At 68.0% G+C, this 15,615-nt stretch carries 18 protein-coding genes; 7 read left to right on the forward strand and 11 right to left on the reverse strand.

Annotation, left to right across the window (positions count from 1 at the left end; genetic code table 11):
• Positions 1-34: 34 nt before the first annotated feature.
• A complete protein-coding gene (locus BSP_RS11350) occupies positions 35-484 on the reverse strand; it encodes a hypothetical protein (protein WP_227975935.1) in 450 nt (149 codons plus the stop codon).
• A gap of 122 nt (positions 485-606) precedes the next feature.
• Here BSP_RS11350 and BSP_RS11355 point away from each other — a divergent pair, with 122 nt between their 5' ends.
• Complete coding sequence (locus tag BSP_RS11355) at positions 607-1,878, forward strand: type II restriction endonuclease (protein WP_152950392.1); 1,272 nt, start codon at positions 607-609, stop codon at positions 1,876-1,878.
• Positions 1,879-1,908: 30 nt separating this feature from the next.
• On the opposite strand, the gene BSP_RS11360 is transcribed toward BSP_RS11355, so the two are convergent.
• From BSP_RS11360 to BSP_RS16240, 4 genes are all read right to left on the reverse strand, one after another.
• The gene (locus BSP_RS11360) at positions 1,909-2,637 is read right to left on the reverse strand and encodes a PepSY domain-containing protein (protein ID WP_066551051.1); all 729 of its coding nucleotides are present in this window, start codon (positions 2,635-2,637) and stop codon (positions 1,909-1,911) included.
• A 13-nt stretch (positions 2,638-2,650) separates the two neighbouring features.
• On the reverse strand, positions 2,651-3,124 hold the full coding sequence (locus BSP_RS11365; RefSeq protein ID WP_227975936.1) for a DUF411 domain-containing protein: 474 nt from the start codon (positions 3,122-3,124) through the stop codon (positions 2,651-2,653).
• A gap of 50 nt (positions 3,125-3,174) precedes the next feature.
• On the reverse strand, positions 3,175-3,642 hold the full coding sequence (locus tag BSP_RS16235; RefSeq protein WP_054765336.1) for a nuclear transport factor 2 family protein: 468 nt from the start codon (positions 3,640-3,642) through the stop codon (positions 3,175-3,177).
• A gap of 89 nt (positions 3,643-3,731) precedes the next feature.
• Positions 3,732-4,382 carry a DUF2231 domain-containing protein gene (locus tag BSP_RS16240; protein ID WP_227975937.1) on the reverse strand — a complete coding sequence of 217 codons (651 nt, stop codon included), beginning with the start codon at positions 4,380-4,382 and terminating at the stop codon, positions 3,732-3,734.
• A gap of 117 nt (positions 4,383-4,499) precedes the next feature.
• Here BSP_RS16240 and BSP_RS11375 point away from each other — a divergent pair, with 117 nt between their 5' ends.
• The 5 genes from BSP_RS11375 (at position 4,500) to BSP_RS11395 (ending at position 6,685) form a co-directional block, all read left to right on the forward strand.
• Positions 4,500-4,781 (forward strand): hypothetical protein, encoded by a 282-nt coding sequence (locus tag BSP_RS11375; protein ID WP_066551049.1) that lies wholly within the window; start codon positions 4,500-4,502, stop codon positions 4,779-4,781.
• Positions 4,781-5,218: a Spy/CpxP family protein refolding chaperone gene (locus BSP_RS11380; protein ID WP_054765334.1), complete on the forward strand. Its 438-nt coding sequence runs from the start codon at positions 4,781-4,783 to the stop codon at positions 5,216-5,218. Before BSP_RS11375 ends, BSP_RS11380 begins: the two co-directional genes overlap by 1 nt.
• A gap of 8 nt (positions 5,219-5,226) precedes the next feature.
• Positions 5,227-5,805 (forward strand): RNA polymerase sigma factor, encoded by a 579-nt coding sequence (locus BSP_RS11385; RefSeq protein ID WP_054765333.1) that lies wholly within the window; start codon positions 5,227-5,229, stop codon positions 5,803-5,805.
• Between the two features lie 108 nt (positions 5,806-5,913).
• A complete protein-coding gene (locus BSP_RS11390; RefSeq protein ID WP_054765332.1) occupies positions 5,914-6,249 on the forward strand; it encodes a hypothetical protein in 336 nt (111 codons plus the stop codon).
• A 25-nt stretch (positions 6,250-6,274) separates the two neighbouring features.
• Positions 6,275-6,685 (forward strand): copper resistance CopC family protein, encoded by a 411-nt coding sequence (locus BSP_RS11395; RefSeq protein WP_066551038.1) that lies wholly within the window; start codon positions 6,275-6,277, stop codon positions 6,683-6,685.
• Positions 6,686-6,845: 160 nt separating this feature from the next.
• On the opposite strand, the gene BSP_RS11400 is transcribed toward BSP_RS11395, so the two are convergent.
• From BSP_RS11400 to BSP_RS11425, 6 genes are all read right to left on the reverse strand, one after another.
• Positions 6,846-7,583 carry an HAD family hydrolase gene (locus tag BSP_RS11400; RefSeq protein WP_161638712.1) on the reverse strand — a complete coding sequence of 246 codons (738 nt, stop codon included), beginning with the start codon at positions 7,581-7,583 and terminating at the stop codon, positions 6,846-6,848.
• A 139-nt stretch (positions 7,584-7,722) separates the two neighbouring features.
• A complete protein-coding gene (locus BSP_RS11405; RefSeq protein ID WP_227975938.1) occupies positions 7,723-9,246 on the reverse strand; it encodes a copper resistance protein B in 1,524 nt (507 codons plus the stop codon).
• Complete coding sequence (locus BSP_RS11410) at positions 9,243-11,105, reverse strand: copper resistance system multicopper oxidase (protein WP_112862310.1); 1,863 nt, start codon at positions 11,103-11,105, stop codon at positions 9,243-9,245. The genes BSP_RS11405 and BSP_RS11410 overlap by 4 nt, the downstream gene beginning before the upstream one ends.
• Positions 11,106-11,242: 137 nt before the next feature.
• Positions 11,243-11,713, reverse strand: coding sequence for a DUF305 domain-containing protein (locus tag BSP_RS11415; RefSeq protein WP_152950394.1), 471 nt, complete (start codon positions 11,711-11,713; stop codon positions 11,243-11,245).
• A 49-nt stretch (positions 11,714-11,762) separates the two neighbouring features.
• A complete protein-coding gene (locus tag BSP_RS11420) occupies positions 11,763-12,443 on the reverse strand; it encodes a DUF305 domain-containing protein (protein WP_194166960.1) in 681 nt (226 codons plus the stop codon).
• 273 nt (positions 12,444-12,716) lie between these two features.
• Positions 12,717-15,071 carry a heavy metal translocating P-type ATPase gene (locus BSP_RS11425; RefSeq protein ID WP_152950396.1) on the reverse strand — a complete coding sequence of 785 codons (2,355 nt, stop codon included), beginning with the start codon at positions 15,069-15,071 and terminating at the stop codon, positions 12,717-12,719.
• Positions 15,072-15,172: 101 nt separating this feature from the next.
• Between BSP_RS11425 and BSP_RS11430 the strand changes: the two genes are divergently transcribed.
• A complete protein-coding gene (locus tag BSP_RS11430) occupies positions 15,173-15,448 on the forward strand; it encodes a metal-sensitive transcriptional regulator (protein ID WP_152950397.1) in 276 nt (91 codons plus the stop codon).
• Positions 15,449-15,615: the final 167 nt, after the last annotated feature.

Here is a 15,615-nt window from a genome sequence, read left to right on the forward strand (position 1 = left end):
AGCGGGGCGCGGCTTGCCGATCAGCGAAAGCAGTCTACGACAGTGGTTTTGGCGGACTCTTCAGCGGAAGCGGACCTGCGCCTTCCAGCGCGACATCGACCTCGGCGAACGATGTCGCCCCCGATCCGAGCGGATGCTCGAACGCCGGCGCGGGCGGCATCGGCGAGGCGACGGCGGCGCAGCCCATCTTGGCGATGCAATCCGGCGTCATCTTGCTGCACGGGCCTTCGGCGTCGTCGACGGCTTCGTCCGCCATGTCCATCATCTCGGCGCAGTCCGCCTCCGGCATTGCCGCCGTCGCCTCGAACACCTGAACCGGAGTGGCGTGCGCCGACGACTGGCCGATGAACCCGGCCACCGCGAGGGCGAACAGAAGGACGCGGACGATATTCCACATGGCGGCCGAGATAGGCGCTTCGAGGCCCTTCGAGTCAAGACGCGACCCCGCCGGACGGCGCGCGCCGTCCGCTTCGGTCGCGACCATGACGAACGCCCTTCATCGCCGTCCGTCGGGAGCACGATCGACCGCAGAAGAGCCGCTCCAGTGGCGCTTCAGCGCAGACCCGCTTACGCTGGGAGGGAAGATTCAGGATTTGAGGGGATGGCGTGCCGGACAGACTTCGAGACCTCATCGCGCAATGGCGTAACGATCCCTCGGCGACCTACCAGACCTGGTTCCTGTGGGATGAACGGCTGAAGAATTTCCGGTCGATCCGCCGGGGCATCGGCCAGGTGGTCGAGGAGATCGAGACGGGCCGCTTCGGTGTCGCCTATCGCGGCTCGTCCCTGGAGACCATCGTCCATTCCGTCGCCGAGCAGCGACAGATCTTCAAGGGCGCCGACCACGCCTTTCTGTGGAAGCCCAAGTTGAGGATCCCCGACATCTACGAGAACCCGGCGAACCAGCGCGCCTTCGGCCGCCTGCTGCATCATTGCAGCGGCTGTTCCACAGCCGACGAGATTCTCTCCGGCATCCGCACGATCGATCAACTCAAGATCAAGGGCCTCGGGCCGGCCGTCGCCAACCTGATCTATTTCCTGCACCCCACGCATGCGCCCCCGTTCAACACCGCCATCGTCAACGGTTACAACGCGATCACCGGCTCGAAGGTGAAGCTCGGCAGCTGGGAACATTATCTGGCCATGCGGGAGGGCCTCCTGGCGCTGAACGCCCGATATCGTGACCTTCTGTCGAACGATCTGGGAGCCCTCGCGGGATTCCTGTTCGATGTCGGCTCCGGGCGGTATCCGGCGCCGCCCCCCGACGGTGACGCGCTTTCGCGCCAGGGGTGGGAGGAACGGCTCGCCCAGGCCCGCGCGGAAGCGGTGAAGTTCGAGAAGGCGTCGGCGCAGCAACGCGAGACGGATCGCACGCACACGGAAATCCAGGCCTGGCTTCGTGATCTGGGACGCGCGCTCGGCTATCGGGTCTGGATCGCCGCCAACGACCGGAGCCGGCTCCATGACGGCGCGCGTCTCGGCGAGGGCTGTCTCGATCAACTTCCGACGGCGCTGGCGAACGGCGCTGGCGCCGAGTCGATCCGTCTGATCGACGTCCTCTGGCTCGATGCCGCGGCGGATCGCGTAGCGGCGGCCTTCGAAGTCGAGCACTCCACCACCATCTATTCCGGCGTGGTGCGCATGCTGGATCTGGCGCTCTCGGGTGAACTCCACACGTCCGCCGGTCTCTTTCTGGTGGCGCCGGACAGCCGGGAAGGCGATGTCCGGGCCCAGCTCCAGCGGCCGGCTTTCAGCCGGATCTCGGACCTGGACGTCCGATATCTGCCCTATGGGGAGTTGGACCGGCACCGGGGATCGATCGCGCGCTTCGGCTCCGACCTGCGAGGCCTGACCGAAATCTCTCACCGCCTGACCTGACCACCCGCCCGCGCCCGGGCGCAACCCGCATCAACTCGAACCGCCTGTCCGCCGAGACGCCCGGAAAGCCTTCAGATCACGCGCTAGGCGGATCCATAGCAGGATGATCCCGGTGATCACGATGCTCAGGGTGAGGAAGGTCGTGATGATGATCAGCGGATGGTTGAAGTTCTCGCCGGTCTTCCAGTCCATGATGTGGAGCCGCCAGAAGAAGTCATAGAACCGCCAGACGCCCGAGCGGCGCGTCACGACCTCTCCGGTGGCCGGCGACAGATAGAAGGTCGTCCGTTCGCGGTCGGCGAAATCGACCCTCCAGAGCGGTCCTGTCCGGCCGGTTTCCTGAGGCGCCGTGGCCAGCAGCACGGCGTCGGACACCTTCGCCTCGCCCTTGTAGCCCGTCCGGGCGAACGCCGAGGCTTCGCCAGCGGACATCGGCCCGAACGGAAGGCCCGTGACGGCGGACACGACGACGGGCTCTCCGTCCGCCGGTTTCAAAGTCCAGGCGGGTCCGCGCGGCGTCGTGCGCAGCTCCGCCTCGACAGGGGCCACGCCCGCGCGACGGGCCACGACGGCGAGGGTCGGAAGAGCTCCAACCTCAAGCAGAGCCGGCTTGAGTTCGGCCGCGCGATGTTCGCTACGCACCGTCTCGATCGGAATGACGGTCATGACCAGACCGCCGCCGACCCAGAACAGAACCTGCAGCCCCACCACGAGGGCGACCCATTTGTGAAGCTGGGTCGACAGCCTGAGAACCTTCATGGAACGAACCCGACTAGCCGTGACGCGCGAAGACGCGTGTGCCGCCGCCCTCGAGGATCAGCAGGGTCTCATAGGGCTCGCGCTGGCCGTCCGGCGTCTCCATGCCCGGCGACCCCAGGGGCATCGCCGGAACCGCCAGGCCCACGGCCTTGGGACGCTCGGCCAGAAGCCGTCTCACGTCCTCGGCCGGCACATGGCCCTCCAGAACATAGCCCCCGATCAGGGCGGTGTGACAGGACGCGAGGGCTTCGGGCACGCCCTGGGTGCTGCGGATCGAGCGGAGACTGGGAAGCTCGCTGATCCGCGCCTCGAAGCCCGCGGCGCGCATGTGATCCACCCAGGCCGTGCAACAGGCGCAGGTCGGCGTCTTGTAGACGGCGAGCTCGTTCGACGCGCGACCGACCGGGGCGCAGGCCGCGACCGCCAGGGCGCCCGTTCCCATGGCGATGAGACTGCGGCGTGAGAGCGGAATGAACTGGGATCCCATGAGACCTCAAGAAAACGATGTGCAAACGGCGCTGACCGTCGCGGTCGCGCTCAGGCCGCCGGACGGAAAGGCCGCGCCGAGGAATGATAGATGTCGAACCTCCACTCGTCACCTCGCTTGCGCAGGACGCTGGTCGCGGCGCCGCGGCGTTCTATGGGAGCTCGCGCGCCGTCCTTGAAGGTGATGTGGTAGGTGTAGGTCTCGCTTACGAAGGCCGTATCGCCATCGACCTCGATCTTCATGTCGTGGTCGCGGAAGTCGAACCCGGCGAGATCGGCGAACTCAGGACCCAGATGGTGCTCCAGATAGTAGGCGAACGATCCCTCCACGCCGCCGTTCTCGAAGATTTCGGAGTCGGACCAGAACAGGGCCGGCGTCTGCGACACATCCATCCGCTCGATGGCGGTCTTGTAGGCGGTGACCACGGCGCGGACCTGTTGTTCGTCCGCGGTCTGGGCCTGCGAGGCGGTGGCGAGGAGAGCGGCGACCGCCAGTCCGGCGAAGGTTGAACGAAACATCGTGGGCGAGGCTCCTGTTTGCCGGCCGCGAAAGGTGTGTCGGACGGGCGTGGGTGAAAAAACGAGAAGGTTGAACGACGGCGCGGCCTTCAGAACATCAGATGTCTCATGCCGTGGGTCAGCATGCCGCCCAAGAGGCCGTTGATCACGACGGCGACGGCGGTGAGCGTCAACAGGCCGATGTAGACCCTCTCGCGCCCGGGCCCCGGCAGGCGGACCCAGTGCTCCTTCGCCCACCAGCTGAGGAGGCCCAGCGCGGCGATCGAAGTGCCGAGCCATCTGTGAGAGGCGTGGGTCGCGTCGTCCCGTCCCGGCATCCCCATGGCGAACCAGCCCAATGCCACTGCGCCGACCGCGGAGATGGCCGCCAAGGCGATGATGACGCGCGTGCCCTGGGTCAGGACCGGACGCCGGAGGGTCAGGGCGGCGATCTCGAGGAGGGCGGCGACGAGGAACAGGGCGATCGGAAAATGCACCGCGGCCGGGTGCATGGCGCCGAGCCAGCGGTACAGGCGCTGCGGCATGGGTTTCGGACCCTCGTCCGCCATCATGGCCCCGTGGTCCATGTCGGCCGCCATGCCGGGCATGGCCATCATGTCCGATTGCAGCCCCTCGGCGGTCGATGCGGCGCTCTGGCCGCGAACCGCCGGGGCGTCATGATCCTCGTGCGCGAGCGCGGGCACGCTCACCGACAAGGCGAGCGCGAGTCCCAATGCCGGGAAAAATCCGCGTGATGTCATAAACCCTCTCCACTCCTGTCCCTTCTGCTATCTACGCAGCGCGAGGTCCGCCCCCTCGCCCGAGGGATGTCACGGTCTTGGCCGTAGTAGGATGTAGGGGCGCAAGGAGAGTGTTCGATGTCGCTTAAACTGGATGACATTCTGGCCGAGTCCGCGATGACGCCCATCGGCCGGTCGCTCGACGGGCTCGAACCGCTGGTCTGGAGCCGGGTCGAGACGCTTCGCGGCGAGAGACTGGCCACGCAGGTCCGTCTCGGCGCGGTCGCCGTGGCCCTCGCCACCGGTCTGACGGCGGGCGGCGTCGGCGCGGCCGCCGCGCCGAGCCCGCCCGGAGAGATGGCCATCTTCACGGTCGATGCGGGCCTGTCGCCTCTGGTGAGACTGGAAACCGGGCGGTGATGCGCGGCTGGCGGGCGATCGTCCTGACGGCCGTGCTGGCGGCCGTCGCCAGCGGCGCGGGCACCTGGATCAGCGCCAGCTGGGTGCTGAGCCGGCGCGAGCCGCCGTCCCTGCACGACATCGTGCACCACGATCTCAAGCTGTCGCCTGACCAGTTGACGCGCATCGAGGCGGTCGAGGCCCGGTTCGCAGCGCGTCGGCCCGCGCTCGAAGCCGATGTCCGCGCGGCCAACCTCGAGCTGGCGCGCGCGATCGAACAGAGCGACGGCGACGGTCCCCCGGTTCAGGCCGCGGTCGACCATTTCCACGTCGCCATGGGCGCCCTTCAGAAGGAGACGATAGCCCACGTCTTCGAGATGCGGTCGGTGCTGACCCCTGCCCAGGCCGAGGTCTTCGACGACCGCATCGTGGCGGCTCTCGCGCCCGACGAAGGCTAGCGTTCCGGGTGGAGAGTCCAGCGAACCTGTCAGCGCGCGCCGCCGGCGGCGATCGGGCGGCCTTCGGCGCGCTGATGCAGCAGACCAAGACGGCCCTGTTCCGCTTCGTCCGGCGCTATGTCGGCGACGAACAGGATGCGTGGGATCTGTTGCAGGAGACCTATGCGGCGGCGTGGATCAACATCCGCCGCTATGACCCGACCCGGCCCTTCGAAGCTTGGATCCGGACCATAGCGCTCAACAAATGCCGGGACTGGAGCCGCCGCCGGTTCGTCCGACGCCTGATCCGGGGCGACGTCGATCTGGCATCGCCGGAAGCCTTGGCCGTGGCGAACGGCGACGAGCCGGCGGATGAACGGATGGAGGCCGGCGACCGACTCGCCCGTCTGAACGAGGCGATCAGCCTTTTGCCGCCGCATCTCAAGGCCCCGCTGCTGCTCACCGCGATCGAGGGGCGCAGCCAGGCGGAAGCGGCCGAAATTCTCGGCGTGACCGTCAAGACGGTGGAGACGCGCGTCGCGCGCGCCCGTCGCAAGCTGTTCGATGTCCTGGGCGGCGCGGGCGACGTCCCGCCGGCTCCGAAATGACGCGGATGAAGGCCGGACGGCGAGGGCTGCGGCGCTCGCCCGCGTAAACCAGTATGAAGGCGTCGATGGAAATACCTGACCGTCGCCCTCTTATCAGGAGCTTGCCACATGAGATTGCCGATCCTCGCCGCGGCCGCGGCGGTCACCCTGGGCGCCTGCCAGCCCGCCGCCGAGCCTCAACCGGTGGACGCCGAGCCGACGCCGGACGCTTCAGCGATGGCTCCGATGGAAGCCGTGCCGGCCGCAACCCCCGAGTCGACGCCGCCGCAGGCCGCCACGCCCGCCCCTGCCGCATCAACCCCGGCCGCGCCTCCCAAGGCATCGGCGCCCCGCCCGGCCCCCCGGCCCGCGCCCGCGCCAGAGCCGACACCGCCGCCTGCCGATCCGATGGCCGGCCATGACATGTCGAAGATGGACGGCATGACCATGCCGCCCAAACAGTAGTTCGCTTGAAGTCCAGGAGTTTTCGATGAACCGTTCAATACTCGCCACTCTCGCCGCCCTCGCGGCCTTCGCTCCTCTGTCGGCCGCCCAGGCCCAGAGCCAGTCGCATGCCGGCATGTCGGCGCAGGACCACGCCGCCATGCAGGCGCCGGCCAATGGCGTGGCGACCACTCCGGCGGACAACGCCATGCTGTCCTCCGCCCCGACCACCTTCTCGGCGACTTTCCCGCACGCCATGGTCCTGACGTCCCTTCGCCTGACCGGCGGACCGTCGAACCAGGCGGTCGATGTGGCCCTGTCAGCGGAGGCTGCACCCGCGGTCACGGTCAGCGCCCCGCTTCCGGCCCTCGCGCCCGGCACCTACGCCGCCGCCTGGACCGCGAAGGGCGCCGACGGCCATCAGATGAACGGCGTCGTCCGTTTCATGGTTCACTGAGGAGGCGGCCTCCCGCCTCCTGAGGGGCCGAAACCGAAGTGGGGAACGCCGCGCGGCGAGCCGCGCGGCGTTTTTCTTGCGAGATCGGATCGTCGATCTGGCGCACCTCGATCGCGGGCGGCTTAAAAGCGACGCGGCGGTATCCCGCACGCCGAACCCTTCATTCACGCTGAGTGTGAAGCGCAGGCAGACAACGCGCCAGGCCCGTCAAGGTCCTGACCACCACGTCGGCGTCGCTGCGACGGAGTTCGGCCTCAAGGGCCCGTTCCGGATCATACAGCACGGTCCGACAGCCCAGAGCCTTGGCCGGACGGATGTCCCATTCGAGGCTGTCGCCGATCACGCAGACCTCGGGGGCCTCGACGGCCAGGGCGGCGAACGCACGCCTGAACGCGTCGGGAAAGGGCTTTCCCACGCCGACTTCGCCCTCGATCTGAATGTGATCGAAATACGGTTCGAGACCGAACCGTTCGATCTTGGCGCGCTGCAACGGTCCGGCGCCGTTGGTGAGAAGCGCGAGGCGATAGCCCGCGTCGCGCAAGTCGAGCAGCAGGGCCTCAGCCCCCGCCTCGAGCCGCATCTCTTCGTCCCGCCGCCGGCTGAAGGCGTCGGCGAGGCTCGAGACCGTTTCGCAAGCCGGTGCGGGATGGCCTTCCCGAAGCAGGGTCTCGAAGGCCGCTGTCGCGATGAGGCGCCGCGCGTGTCGTGGGTCGGCGCGACCCAACTCATGACACCGCGGGTCGCGCCAGAACGCCTGCCCGGCCCGCGTGAGCGCCTGCGCCGCGATATCCGGGGCGAGGCCGCCCAGCTCGGCTTGCATCATCAAGCAGACGCTCCGCCAGGCCAGATCCGGCCGGCGGTAGGCCGAGAGCAGGGTGTCGTCGAGGTCGATGACCACGGCCGAGAGGGGCCGCGGCCTCACCGAGACCTCCCCGTCCTTTCCAGCCGCCGAGACCGGGGACGCCGCGCCTCGGCGACGATCCGCGACCGCCTATCGGGGCCAAGGATCAGACGAGGCCCGCCGCCGCCGACCTTCGCTAGAACCACGTCCGGATGCCGACGACGAGGCGCGTGTCTTCCGAGCTTCGCCCATCGGCTTCGAGGAAGTCCGCCGTATTCCCGAAGCTCTTGGTCCATTCCAGGCCGACATAGGGGGCGAACTCCTTGTGGAATTCGTACCGCAGCCGAGCCCCGATCTGGAGCGACGTCAGGCCGGATCCAATCCGGAGCTCGGGGATGTCCTCGGCCGACAGCACGACTTCAGCGCGAGGCTGCACGATCCAGCGGTTGGTGATCCGCTGATCGTATTCGGCCTCCGCCCTCGCCGTGAGTTCACCCTTGTTGGAGAGGAAGGCCGCCGCATCGACCTCGAACCAGTAAGGCGCGAGGCCCTGAACGCCCACGACCAGATCGGTTCGATCGCCCTCCGGACGGTAGGTCTGTCGCAGACCCGTCTGGAAGTCGAAGAAGGGCCGGAACGCCCGGCTGTAAAGGGCCTGGATCTCGGCTTCCTCGACCTCGCCGTCGAAGTCGCCCTCGACTTCCGACTTCCACCAGAAGCGGTTGATGTCGCCGCCGGTCCAGCCCTGCGCGTCCAGCGCGTAGCCTTCTTCGCCGTCTCCGAAACTCGCTTCGAGCTGGTCGATGATCACCGCGGTGGTCCGCACGTCGCCATTCTCGACGCGAAGCTGTTCGCGGGCCGCCGCCATCTCCGCGGGATCGAACAGGGTATCGGCGGCGTGAGCGGGGCCGCTGGTCGCCCCGGGCGGAACGGGCATTTCCGGAGGGCGTCCCGGGTTGTCCGCGCTGGTCGGCACGTCGGGCGGCATCGCCATGGCCGACATGTCATGACCCGGGGGCATCTGCCCCATGGTCGACATGTCATGTCCCGCCGGCATGGCCGACGCGGGCGCGGTCTGCCGCATCGTTGACATGTCGTGCCCGGCGTGGGGATCCGCCTGACCGGCGGCGGCCGGCTGTTGGCCGGCCTGCATGGTCAACATGTCATGTCCCGCCGGCATGGTCGGCGCGGGCGCGGTCTGCCGCATCGTCGACATGTCGTGCCCGGCGTGGGGATTCGGCTGACCGGCGCCGGCCGGCTGTTGGCCGCTCTGCATGGTCGACATGTCATGTCCCGCCGGCATGGCCGGCGCGGGCGCGGTCTGCCGCATCGTCGACATGTCGTGCCCGGCGTGAGGATTCGGCTGACCGGCGCCGGCCGGCTGTTGGCCGCTCTGCATGGTCGACATGTCATGTCCCGCCGGCATGGTCGGCGCGGGCGCGGTCTGGCCCATCGTCGACATGTCGTGCCCGGCGTGGGGGTCCGCCGACGCCGGCGCGCGCTCGGGCACGGCGCCGGTTGGGCAGGCCGGCGCCCCGAGCGTTCCGACGCGGGAGGGATCCGCCGTCGGCGCGCCGCGCCGGACGCAACCGGCGGGCAGCTGGACGGCGGGCTGGACGGCGTTAGCCGCCGCGCCGTGCCCGGCGTGGCTCTGGGCGAACACCGGGCCGGCCGAGGCCGCGAGGAGCAGAGGGACGAGACCCACAGACCGACGGATCATGACGAAGCTCCTGCCATCGGGCGGACGGTGACGACGTTGAACATGCCCGCGTGCATGTGCATCAGCATGTGACAGTGGAAGGCCCAGTCCCCGGGATTGTCGGCGGTCAGGTCAAAGGTGACCTTGCCGCCGGGGAGAACGTTGACCGTATGCTTCAGCGGTTGGTGGCCCGCCGGTCCGCCGGTCACCAGTTCGAAGAAGTGGCCGTGCAGGTGGATGGGGTGGGCCATCATGGTGTCGTTGACCAGGGTCACCCTCACCCGCTCGTTCCGCTCAAAGCGGATCGGCTCGACCAGTTCGCTGAACTTTCTTCCGTCGAAGCCCCACATGAACCGCTCCATGTTGCCGGTCAGGTGGATCTCCATGGTCCGCGATGGGGGACGCTGGTCCTTGTTGGGCGTCAGCGAGACCAGGTCGGTGTAGACCAGCACGCGGTGGGGTACGTCGGCCAGTCCCGTCGGGCGCTCGCCCATGCGGTTGGCCGGCGCCATGGCGATGGCGTCCACGCCGACCCCCACCGCCATGTCCGGCGGCGCGTTGGCGGGATCGCGCATGCTCATGCCGGCCATGGAGCCGTGGTCCATCCCGGTCATCGCACCCGTGGACTGGGTCGCCATGGCGCCGTGATCCATCCCGGCCATGGCGCCGCCGGAGGCGCCGGTCATGGCGCCATGATCCATCCCCGCCATGGCGCCGCCCGGCTGGCCTCCCATCGAGCCGTGGTCCATGCCGCCCATCCCGCCCATGTCCCCCATGCCCATGTCCTTCATGGTCAGGTTTGGAACCTCGCGGAGCGGCGGAACCTCGGCGGTCATCCCCAGGCGCGGAGCAAGGGTCGCCCGCCCCATGCCGGAACGGTCGATGGCCTCGGATACGATGGTGTAGGCCCGGTCTTCGGTCGGTCGGACGATGACGTCATAGGTCTCGGCGACGGAGATCTGGAACTCGTCGGTCTCGACCGGACGCACGTTCTCGCCGTCGGCCTGGACCACCGTCATCGGCAGGCCGGGGATGCGGACGTTGAAGATCGACATGGCCGAGGCGTTGATGATGCGCAGCCGCACCCGTTCGCCGGGTCGGAACAGGCCGGTCCAGTTCTCCTGCGGGCCGTGTCCATTGATCAGATAGGTGTAGGTCGTCCCATTCACGTCGAGGATGTCGCGCGGGTCCATCCGCATCTGGCCCCACATGCGCCGTTCCTCCAGGCTCATGCGGTCCTCGCCGGAGAAGAGGCCCGCCAGGGTCGTGCGCTGCCGGTTGAAGTAGCCGGGGCTCTTCTTCAGCTTGTCGAGGATTTCGTGCGGATGCATGAAACTCCAGTCCGACAGGACCAGCACATGCTCGCGGTCGTAGGCGACCGGATCGGCGCCGGCCGGATCGATGACGATCGGCCCGTAATGGCCGAGCGCCTCCTGCAGGCCGGAGTGGCTGTGGTACCAGAAGGTGCCGGACTGCCTGATCGGAAACTCATAGACGAAGGTCTCGCGCGGCTTAATGCCTGGGAAGCTGATCCCGGGCACCCCGTCCATCTGGAAGGGTAGAAGAATCCCATGCCAGTGGATCGAGGTGTCTTCGTCCAGGGTGTTCGTCACCGCCAGACGGGCGTTCTGGCCTTCACGCAGCCGCAACACCGGCGCCGGCAGCACGCCGTTGATGGTCGTGGCGGTCGCGGTGCGCCCGTTCACGGTGAAGGGTGTCTGACCGATGGTCAGATCGATATTCGGCCCAGTCAGGGTAGGCAGGTCCGACCGCAGCCCCGGCGAGCCCGTCTGCGCCCAGGCGGGCATCAGGCCCTGCAAGGCGGCGAGACCGCCGCCCGCGACGGCGCCGCGCAGCAGCAGTCGACGATCTAGCTTCATAAGATACTCCTGAAAGTCAGAACCGCGCCTCGGCGAGGCGACGATCTATAGGGTTTTACGCAGGCGACCCGGTCGGCCCTCGCGACACGCTGCCGCAGAGCCGACCGGGCCGGAAACTCCCGTCGCCTGGCGCTGGATCAGCGCCGCGCCAGGATGGCTTTCATCTGGGCGATCTCCCTCTCCTGGGAGCTGACGATCTCCTCGCACAGACCGAGCACTTCCGGATCCTCCAGCGACGCCTGCTGACACATCAGGATCGCGCCGGAATGGTGGGGAATCATCGAGCGCAGGAACTCGGTGTCGCCCACCGCCGCCTGGGTCCGCATGCCGTAGAAGCTCACCGCGAACACCAGGGCCGCGGCTCCGCCGATCAGCAGGTTGGTCCGTTTCGACGGATACATCGATCGCATGAAGATCAGCATGAGGATCGCCATCGGCGAAACCATCATCAGCGTCATGTAGACGTTGTTGAGGTTGAAGTAGAAGTGATTGAGGGACGCGATCATCGTGTACATCACCAGGTACATGATGATGAAATCCAGAACGAGTTCGAAGCCGAACGAACGGTAGCTCCCCTTCATCGAATCCATCGTCTTCATCTTTTCCATCGATCGCTCCTTTCGCGACAACGCTCTTCAATCACATTCCGATCGCCAATCAGGCGGCGCCGGCCGGATGGGAGTCCAGCCAGGCGCGCAACTCGGCGATGTCGGCGGTCTGCATCTCGATCGTTTTCTGCGACATGCGCCGGATGTCGGCGTCCTGACTTTCGCGCAACACCACCTGGGCCATGTCGAGGGCGCCCTGGTGATGCGCAATCATCTTGCGAGCCCAGGTCTGGTCCGTGTCGGCCCCGGTCGCGGCCATCATGGCGTCCTTCATCTTGGCCTCGGCCGTCGCGTATGGATTTTCCGCGCTTCCGCCCGGAGCCGCCGCGCCGGCGGCGGCGCCCACGTTCGTTTCAAGCCAGCGCCGCAGCTCGGCGATGTCGCCGGGCTGCATCTCGATGGTCTTCTGGGCCATGCGACGGATATCCGCGTCCTGTGTGTCCCTCAGCACGATCTCGGACATGTCCAGCGCGCCCTGGTGGTGAGGGATCATCTTGCGGGCCCATGTCTCGCCCGCATCCGCGCCCATGGCGGACATCATGGCCTCGTGCATCTTGGCCTCGGCGGCGGAGAACGGAGTCTGCGCCATGGCCATCGGCTCCTGCGTCTGAGCCGAGGCTTCGGCCTCCGTGTTCGCCGGCGGTTCCGCCGACGGGCTGCAGGCCGCCAGAACGAGAGCGGAACAGCCGGCGACCAGGAGAGACGTGCGGGTGAAAGTCGGGATGAGCATAGGGGGTCTCCGCTTGAGGGGGTCGCCGGCGGATCGCCGGACGGCCAGACGAACGATGCGTCCGACAACGCTGCGGCGGGTGCGAGTTTGGTCCCTTGCCCCGACTGCCCACGCCGGACATCGTCCAGCGTAATCCAGCCCCGGCGCCACGGTTCCGCCGTGATTAAATATTCCCGAACGCCGTTGGATCAGGCGAGGGATCGGTCGCCGGAATGCGTATTGGCGCCCCCCGCGGCTCTCGTCTGCGACGGCTTTCTGGCCAGGGGACATCCATCAGAGTCGGACGGCCCGGAGCCGCAGCGCGTTGGCGATAACACTGACGGAGGACAGTGCCATCGCCAACGCCGCCAGGGCCGGCGACAACAGAAGGCCGAAGACCGGGTAGAGCAGTCCCGCCGCGATCGGAATGCCGAGGGTGTTGTAACCGAAGGCGAAGACCAGGTTCTGGCGGATGTTGCTCATCACCGCACGGGACAGTTTGCGCGCCCGGACGAGGCCCTGGAGATCGCCGCCGAGAAGGGTGACCCCGGCGCTCTCGATCGCGACGTCCGAGCCGGCGCCCATGGCCACCCCCACGTCGGCGGCGGCCAGGGCCGGGGCGTCGTTCACACCGTCTCCGGCCATGGCGACGATCCGACCCTCCGCTCTCAGCCGCTCGACGACCGCCGCCTTGTCCTGGGGCAGAACCTCGGCCTGAACGTCGTCTATGCCGAGCTGGCGCGCCACCGCCTCGGCCGTTGTGCGGTTGTCGCCGGTCATCATCACCAGACGCAGCCCCGACGCCTTCAGATCGCGGATGGCCTCGGCGGTCGTCGCCTTGACCGGATCGGCGATGCCCAGCACGCCGCCCGCAGCCCCGTCCACGGCGACGAAGATGGCGGTCGCGCCGTCTTGGCGAAGCGTATCGGCCCCGGCTTCCAGAGGCCCGACGTCGACGCCGATCTCGGCCAGATAGCGGCTGTTGCCGAGCGCCACGCGGCGGCCGTCGACGACCCCGGTGACGCCGCGCCCGACGGGGCTGTCGAAGTCCGACGCCTCGGACAGAACCAGATTTTGGTCGCTCGCCGCCCGAACGACGGCGTCCGCCAGCGGATGCTCGCTGCTCCGCTCAAGACTGGCGGAAAGTCTCAGAAGCTCGGCCTCGTCGAACCCATCGGCTGGCCGGACGGCGGTCACCGAGGGGCGCCCCTCCGTCAGGGTGCCGGTTTTGTCGAGCACCAGGGTGTCCACCTTCTCGAAGCGCTCCAGCGCCTCGGCGTTCTTGATGAGCACCCCGGCGTGAGCGCCGCGCCCCACCCCGACCATGATGGAGATCGGCGTGGCCAAGCCCAGGGCGCACGGACAGGCGATGATCAGCACGGAGACCGCGGCGACGAGGGCGTAGGACAGCCGCGGTTCGGGGCCGGCCAGGCCCCAGACGATCGCGGCGAGAACGGCGATCCCGATCACGGCCGGAACGAACCAGCCCGACACCTTGTCGGCCAGCCGCTGGATCGGCGCGCGGCTGCGTTGGGCCTGCGCCACCATCTGGACGATCTGCGCCAGGAGGGTGTCGGCGCCCACCTTGTCGGCTCGCATGACGAACGAGCCGGTCTTGTTGAGCGACCCGGCGACGACCTTGTCGCCGACGTCCTTGGTCACCGGCATGGATTCACCCGTGACGAGGGACTCGTCGAGGGTGACCCGGCCGTCCAGGATCTCTCCGTCGACCGCCACCTTCTCGCCGGGACGGACGCGCAGCCGGTCTCCCACAGCGACCAGATCGAGGGTGACGTCCTCGTCGCCGCCGTCGTCGCGGACGCGCCGCGCGGTCTTCGGGGCGAGGTCCAGCAGGGCCCTGATGGCCCCCGACGTCTGTTCGCGCGCCCGAAGCTCCAGGATCTGGCCGACCATCACCAGGACGGTGATGATGGCCGCCGCCTCGAAATAGACCGGCGCGCTGCCGTCCATCCGCCGGACCGCCGCCGGGAACAGATGCGGCGCCAGAACCGCGACCACGCTGTAGATCCAGGCCGCACCAACGCCGATGGCGATCAGGGTGAACATGTTGAGGCTGCGATTGCGGATGGATGCCCAGCCCCTCTGGAAGAACGGCCAGCCGGACCACAGCACGACCGGCGTCGCCAGGACGAACTGGATCCAGTTGGAGGTCTGTCCGGGTATCCGCATCGCCAGCCCGGTCAGATGGCCGCCCATTTCAAGCGCGAAGACCGGCAGCGTCAGAACCGCGCCGATCCACAGGCGACGGGTGAAGTCGATCAGTTCGTGATTGACCGGAGCCTCGGCGGTGACGGTCTCCGGCTCCAGCGCCATGCCGCAGATCGGACAGGAGCCAGGTCCCTCCTGGCGCACCTCGGGATGCATCGGACAGGTGTAGATCGCACCGGGCGTGACGGGAGCCGGTTCGGGCCGCTCGCCGAGATAGCGATCCGGATCGTCCACGAATTTGGTCCGGCAGCCCGCCGAACAGAAGACATACTCCTCCCCCTCGTGGGTGGCCCGATGCGCCGTGGTCGCTGGATCGACGGTCATGCCGCAAACCGGATCGATCGCCTGCGCGGCGTCCCGAGGCGTCTTGTTCGAACAGCAGCCGTGACCGGCGGGATGGGAATGGGATGACGTAGCCATGACGGCTCCTCGGACGACCTCACTGCCAAATATACCCCACGGGGGGTATCGCGCAAGGTGTGACGGTGAGGTAGGATCGAACGGTCGGAACGAGGAACAGGATGCAGACCGAGATCAAGCCGAAGGTGTTGAACCGCCTGAGCCGCATAGAGGGGCAGGTGCGTGGCCTTTCCAGAATGGTCGAGGAGGACCGCTACTGCATCGACGTCCTGACCCAGCTCCAGGCCGTTCGGGCGGCGCTGTCGCGCGTCGAGAGCCAGATCTTGAAGGACCACATGGATCACTGCGTCATGGGCGCGATCGCGGGTGACGATCTCGCCGACCGCAAGGCCAAGGCGTCCGAACTGATCGAACTTCTCGGCCGCGCTTCCCGCTAGCCGGGGACGGACTCCCGGCGTTCGGTCGCCAGGCCCGGCGGTCGGCCTGGACATCCTCTCGTCTGGCTGAGGGACATGACATATCTTGGGGGCGGCCTCACCCAGAGCCGCAGCGGTCCAGGCTGGCAAACCGGCCGAGGGCATGCCGAGCCCCGAGCCAGACTTGG

This window comes from Brevundimonas sp. Bb-A, assembly GCF_009394735.1.
In the GTDB taxonomy this organism is placed as follows: domain Bacteria; phylum Pseudomonadota; class Alphaproteobacteria; order Caulobacterales; family Caulobacteraceae; genus Brevundimonas; species Brevundimonas aurantiaca.

Excerpts from the sequence above, each read along its gene's own strand:
- BSP_RS11350 (WP_227975935.1), bottom strand. The coding sequence starts at position 484 with ATGGTCGCGACCGAAGCGGACGGCGCGCGCCGTCCGGCGGGGTCGCGT.
- BSP_RS16240 (WP_227975937.1), bottom strand. The coding sequence starts at position 4,382 with ATGACATCACGCGGATTTTTCCCGGCATTGGGACTCGCGCTCGCCTTG.
- BSP_RS11365 (WP_227975936.1), bottom strand. The coding sequence starts at position 3,124 with ATGGGATCCCAGTTCATTCCGCTCTCACGCCGCAGTCTCATCGCCATG.
- BSP_RS11395 (WP_066551038.1), top strand. The coding sequence starts at position 6,275 with ATGAACCGTTCAATACTCGCCACTCTCGCCGCCCTCGCGGCCTTCGCT.
- BSP_RS11405 (WP_227975938.1), bottom strand. The coding sequence starts at position 9,246 with ATGATCCGTCGGTCTGTGGGTCTCGTCCCTCTGCTCCTCGCGGCCTCG.
- BSP_RS11375 (WP_066551049.1), top strand. The coding sequence starts at position 4,500 with ATGTCGCTTAAACTGGATGACATTCTGGCCGAGTCCGCGATGACGCCC.
- BSP_RS11420 (WP_194166960.1), bottom strand. The coding sequence starts at position 12,443 with ATGCTCATCCCGACTTTCACCCGCACGTCTCTCCTGGTCGCCGGCTGT.
- BSP_RS11360 (WP_066551051.1), bottom strand. The coding sequence starts at position 2,637 with ATGAAGGTTCTCAGGCTGTCGACCCAGCTTCACAAATGGGTCGCCCTC.
- BSP_RS11390 (WP_054765332.1), top strand. The coding sequence starts at position 5,914 with ATGAGATTGCCGATCCTCGCCGCGGCCGCGGCGGTCACCCTGGGCGCC.
- BSP_RS16235 (WP_054765336.1), bottom strand. The coding sequence starts at position 3,642 with ATGTTTCGTTCAACCTTCGCCGGACTGGCGGTCGCCGCTCTCCTCGCC.
- BSP_RS11410 (WP_112862310.1), bottom strand. The coding sequence starts at position 11,105 with ATGAAGCTAGATCGTCGACTGCTGCTGCGCGGCGCCGTCGCGGGCGGC.
- BSP_RS11415 (WP_152950394.1), bottom strand. The coding sequence starts at position 11,713 with ATGGAAAAGATGAAGACGATGGATTCGATGAAGGGGAGCTACCGTTCG.
- BSP_RS11425 (WP_152950396.1), bottom strand. The coding sequence starts at position 15,071 with ATGGCTACGTCATCCCATTCCCATCCCGCCGGTCACGGCTGCTGTTCG.
- BSP_RS11380 (WP_054765334.1), top strand. The coding sequence starts at position 4,781 with ATGCGCGGCTGGCGGGCGATCGTCCTGACGGCCGTGCTGGCGGCCGTC.
- BSP_RS11430 (WP_152950397.1), top strand. The coding sequence starts at position 15,173 with ATGCAGACCGAGATCAAGCCGAAGGTGTTGAACCGCCTGAGCCGCATA.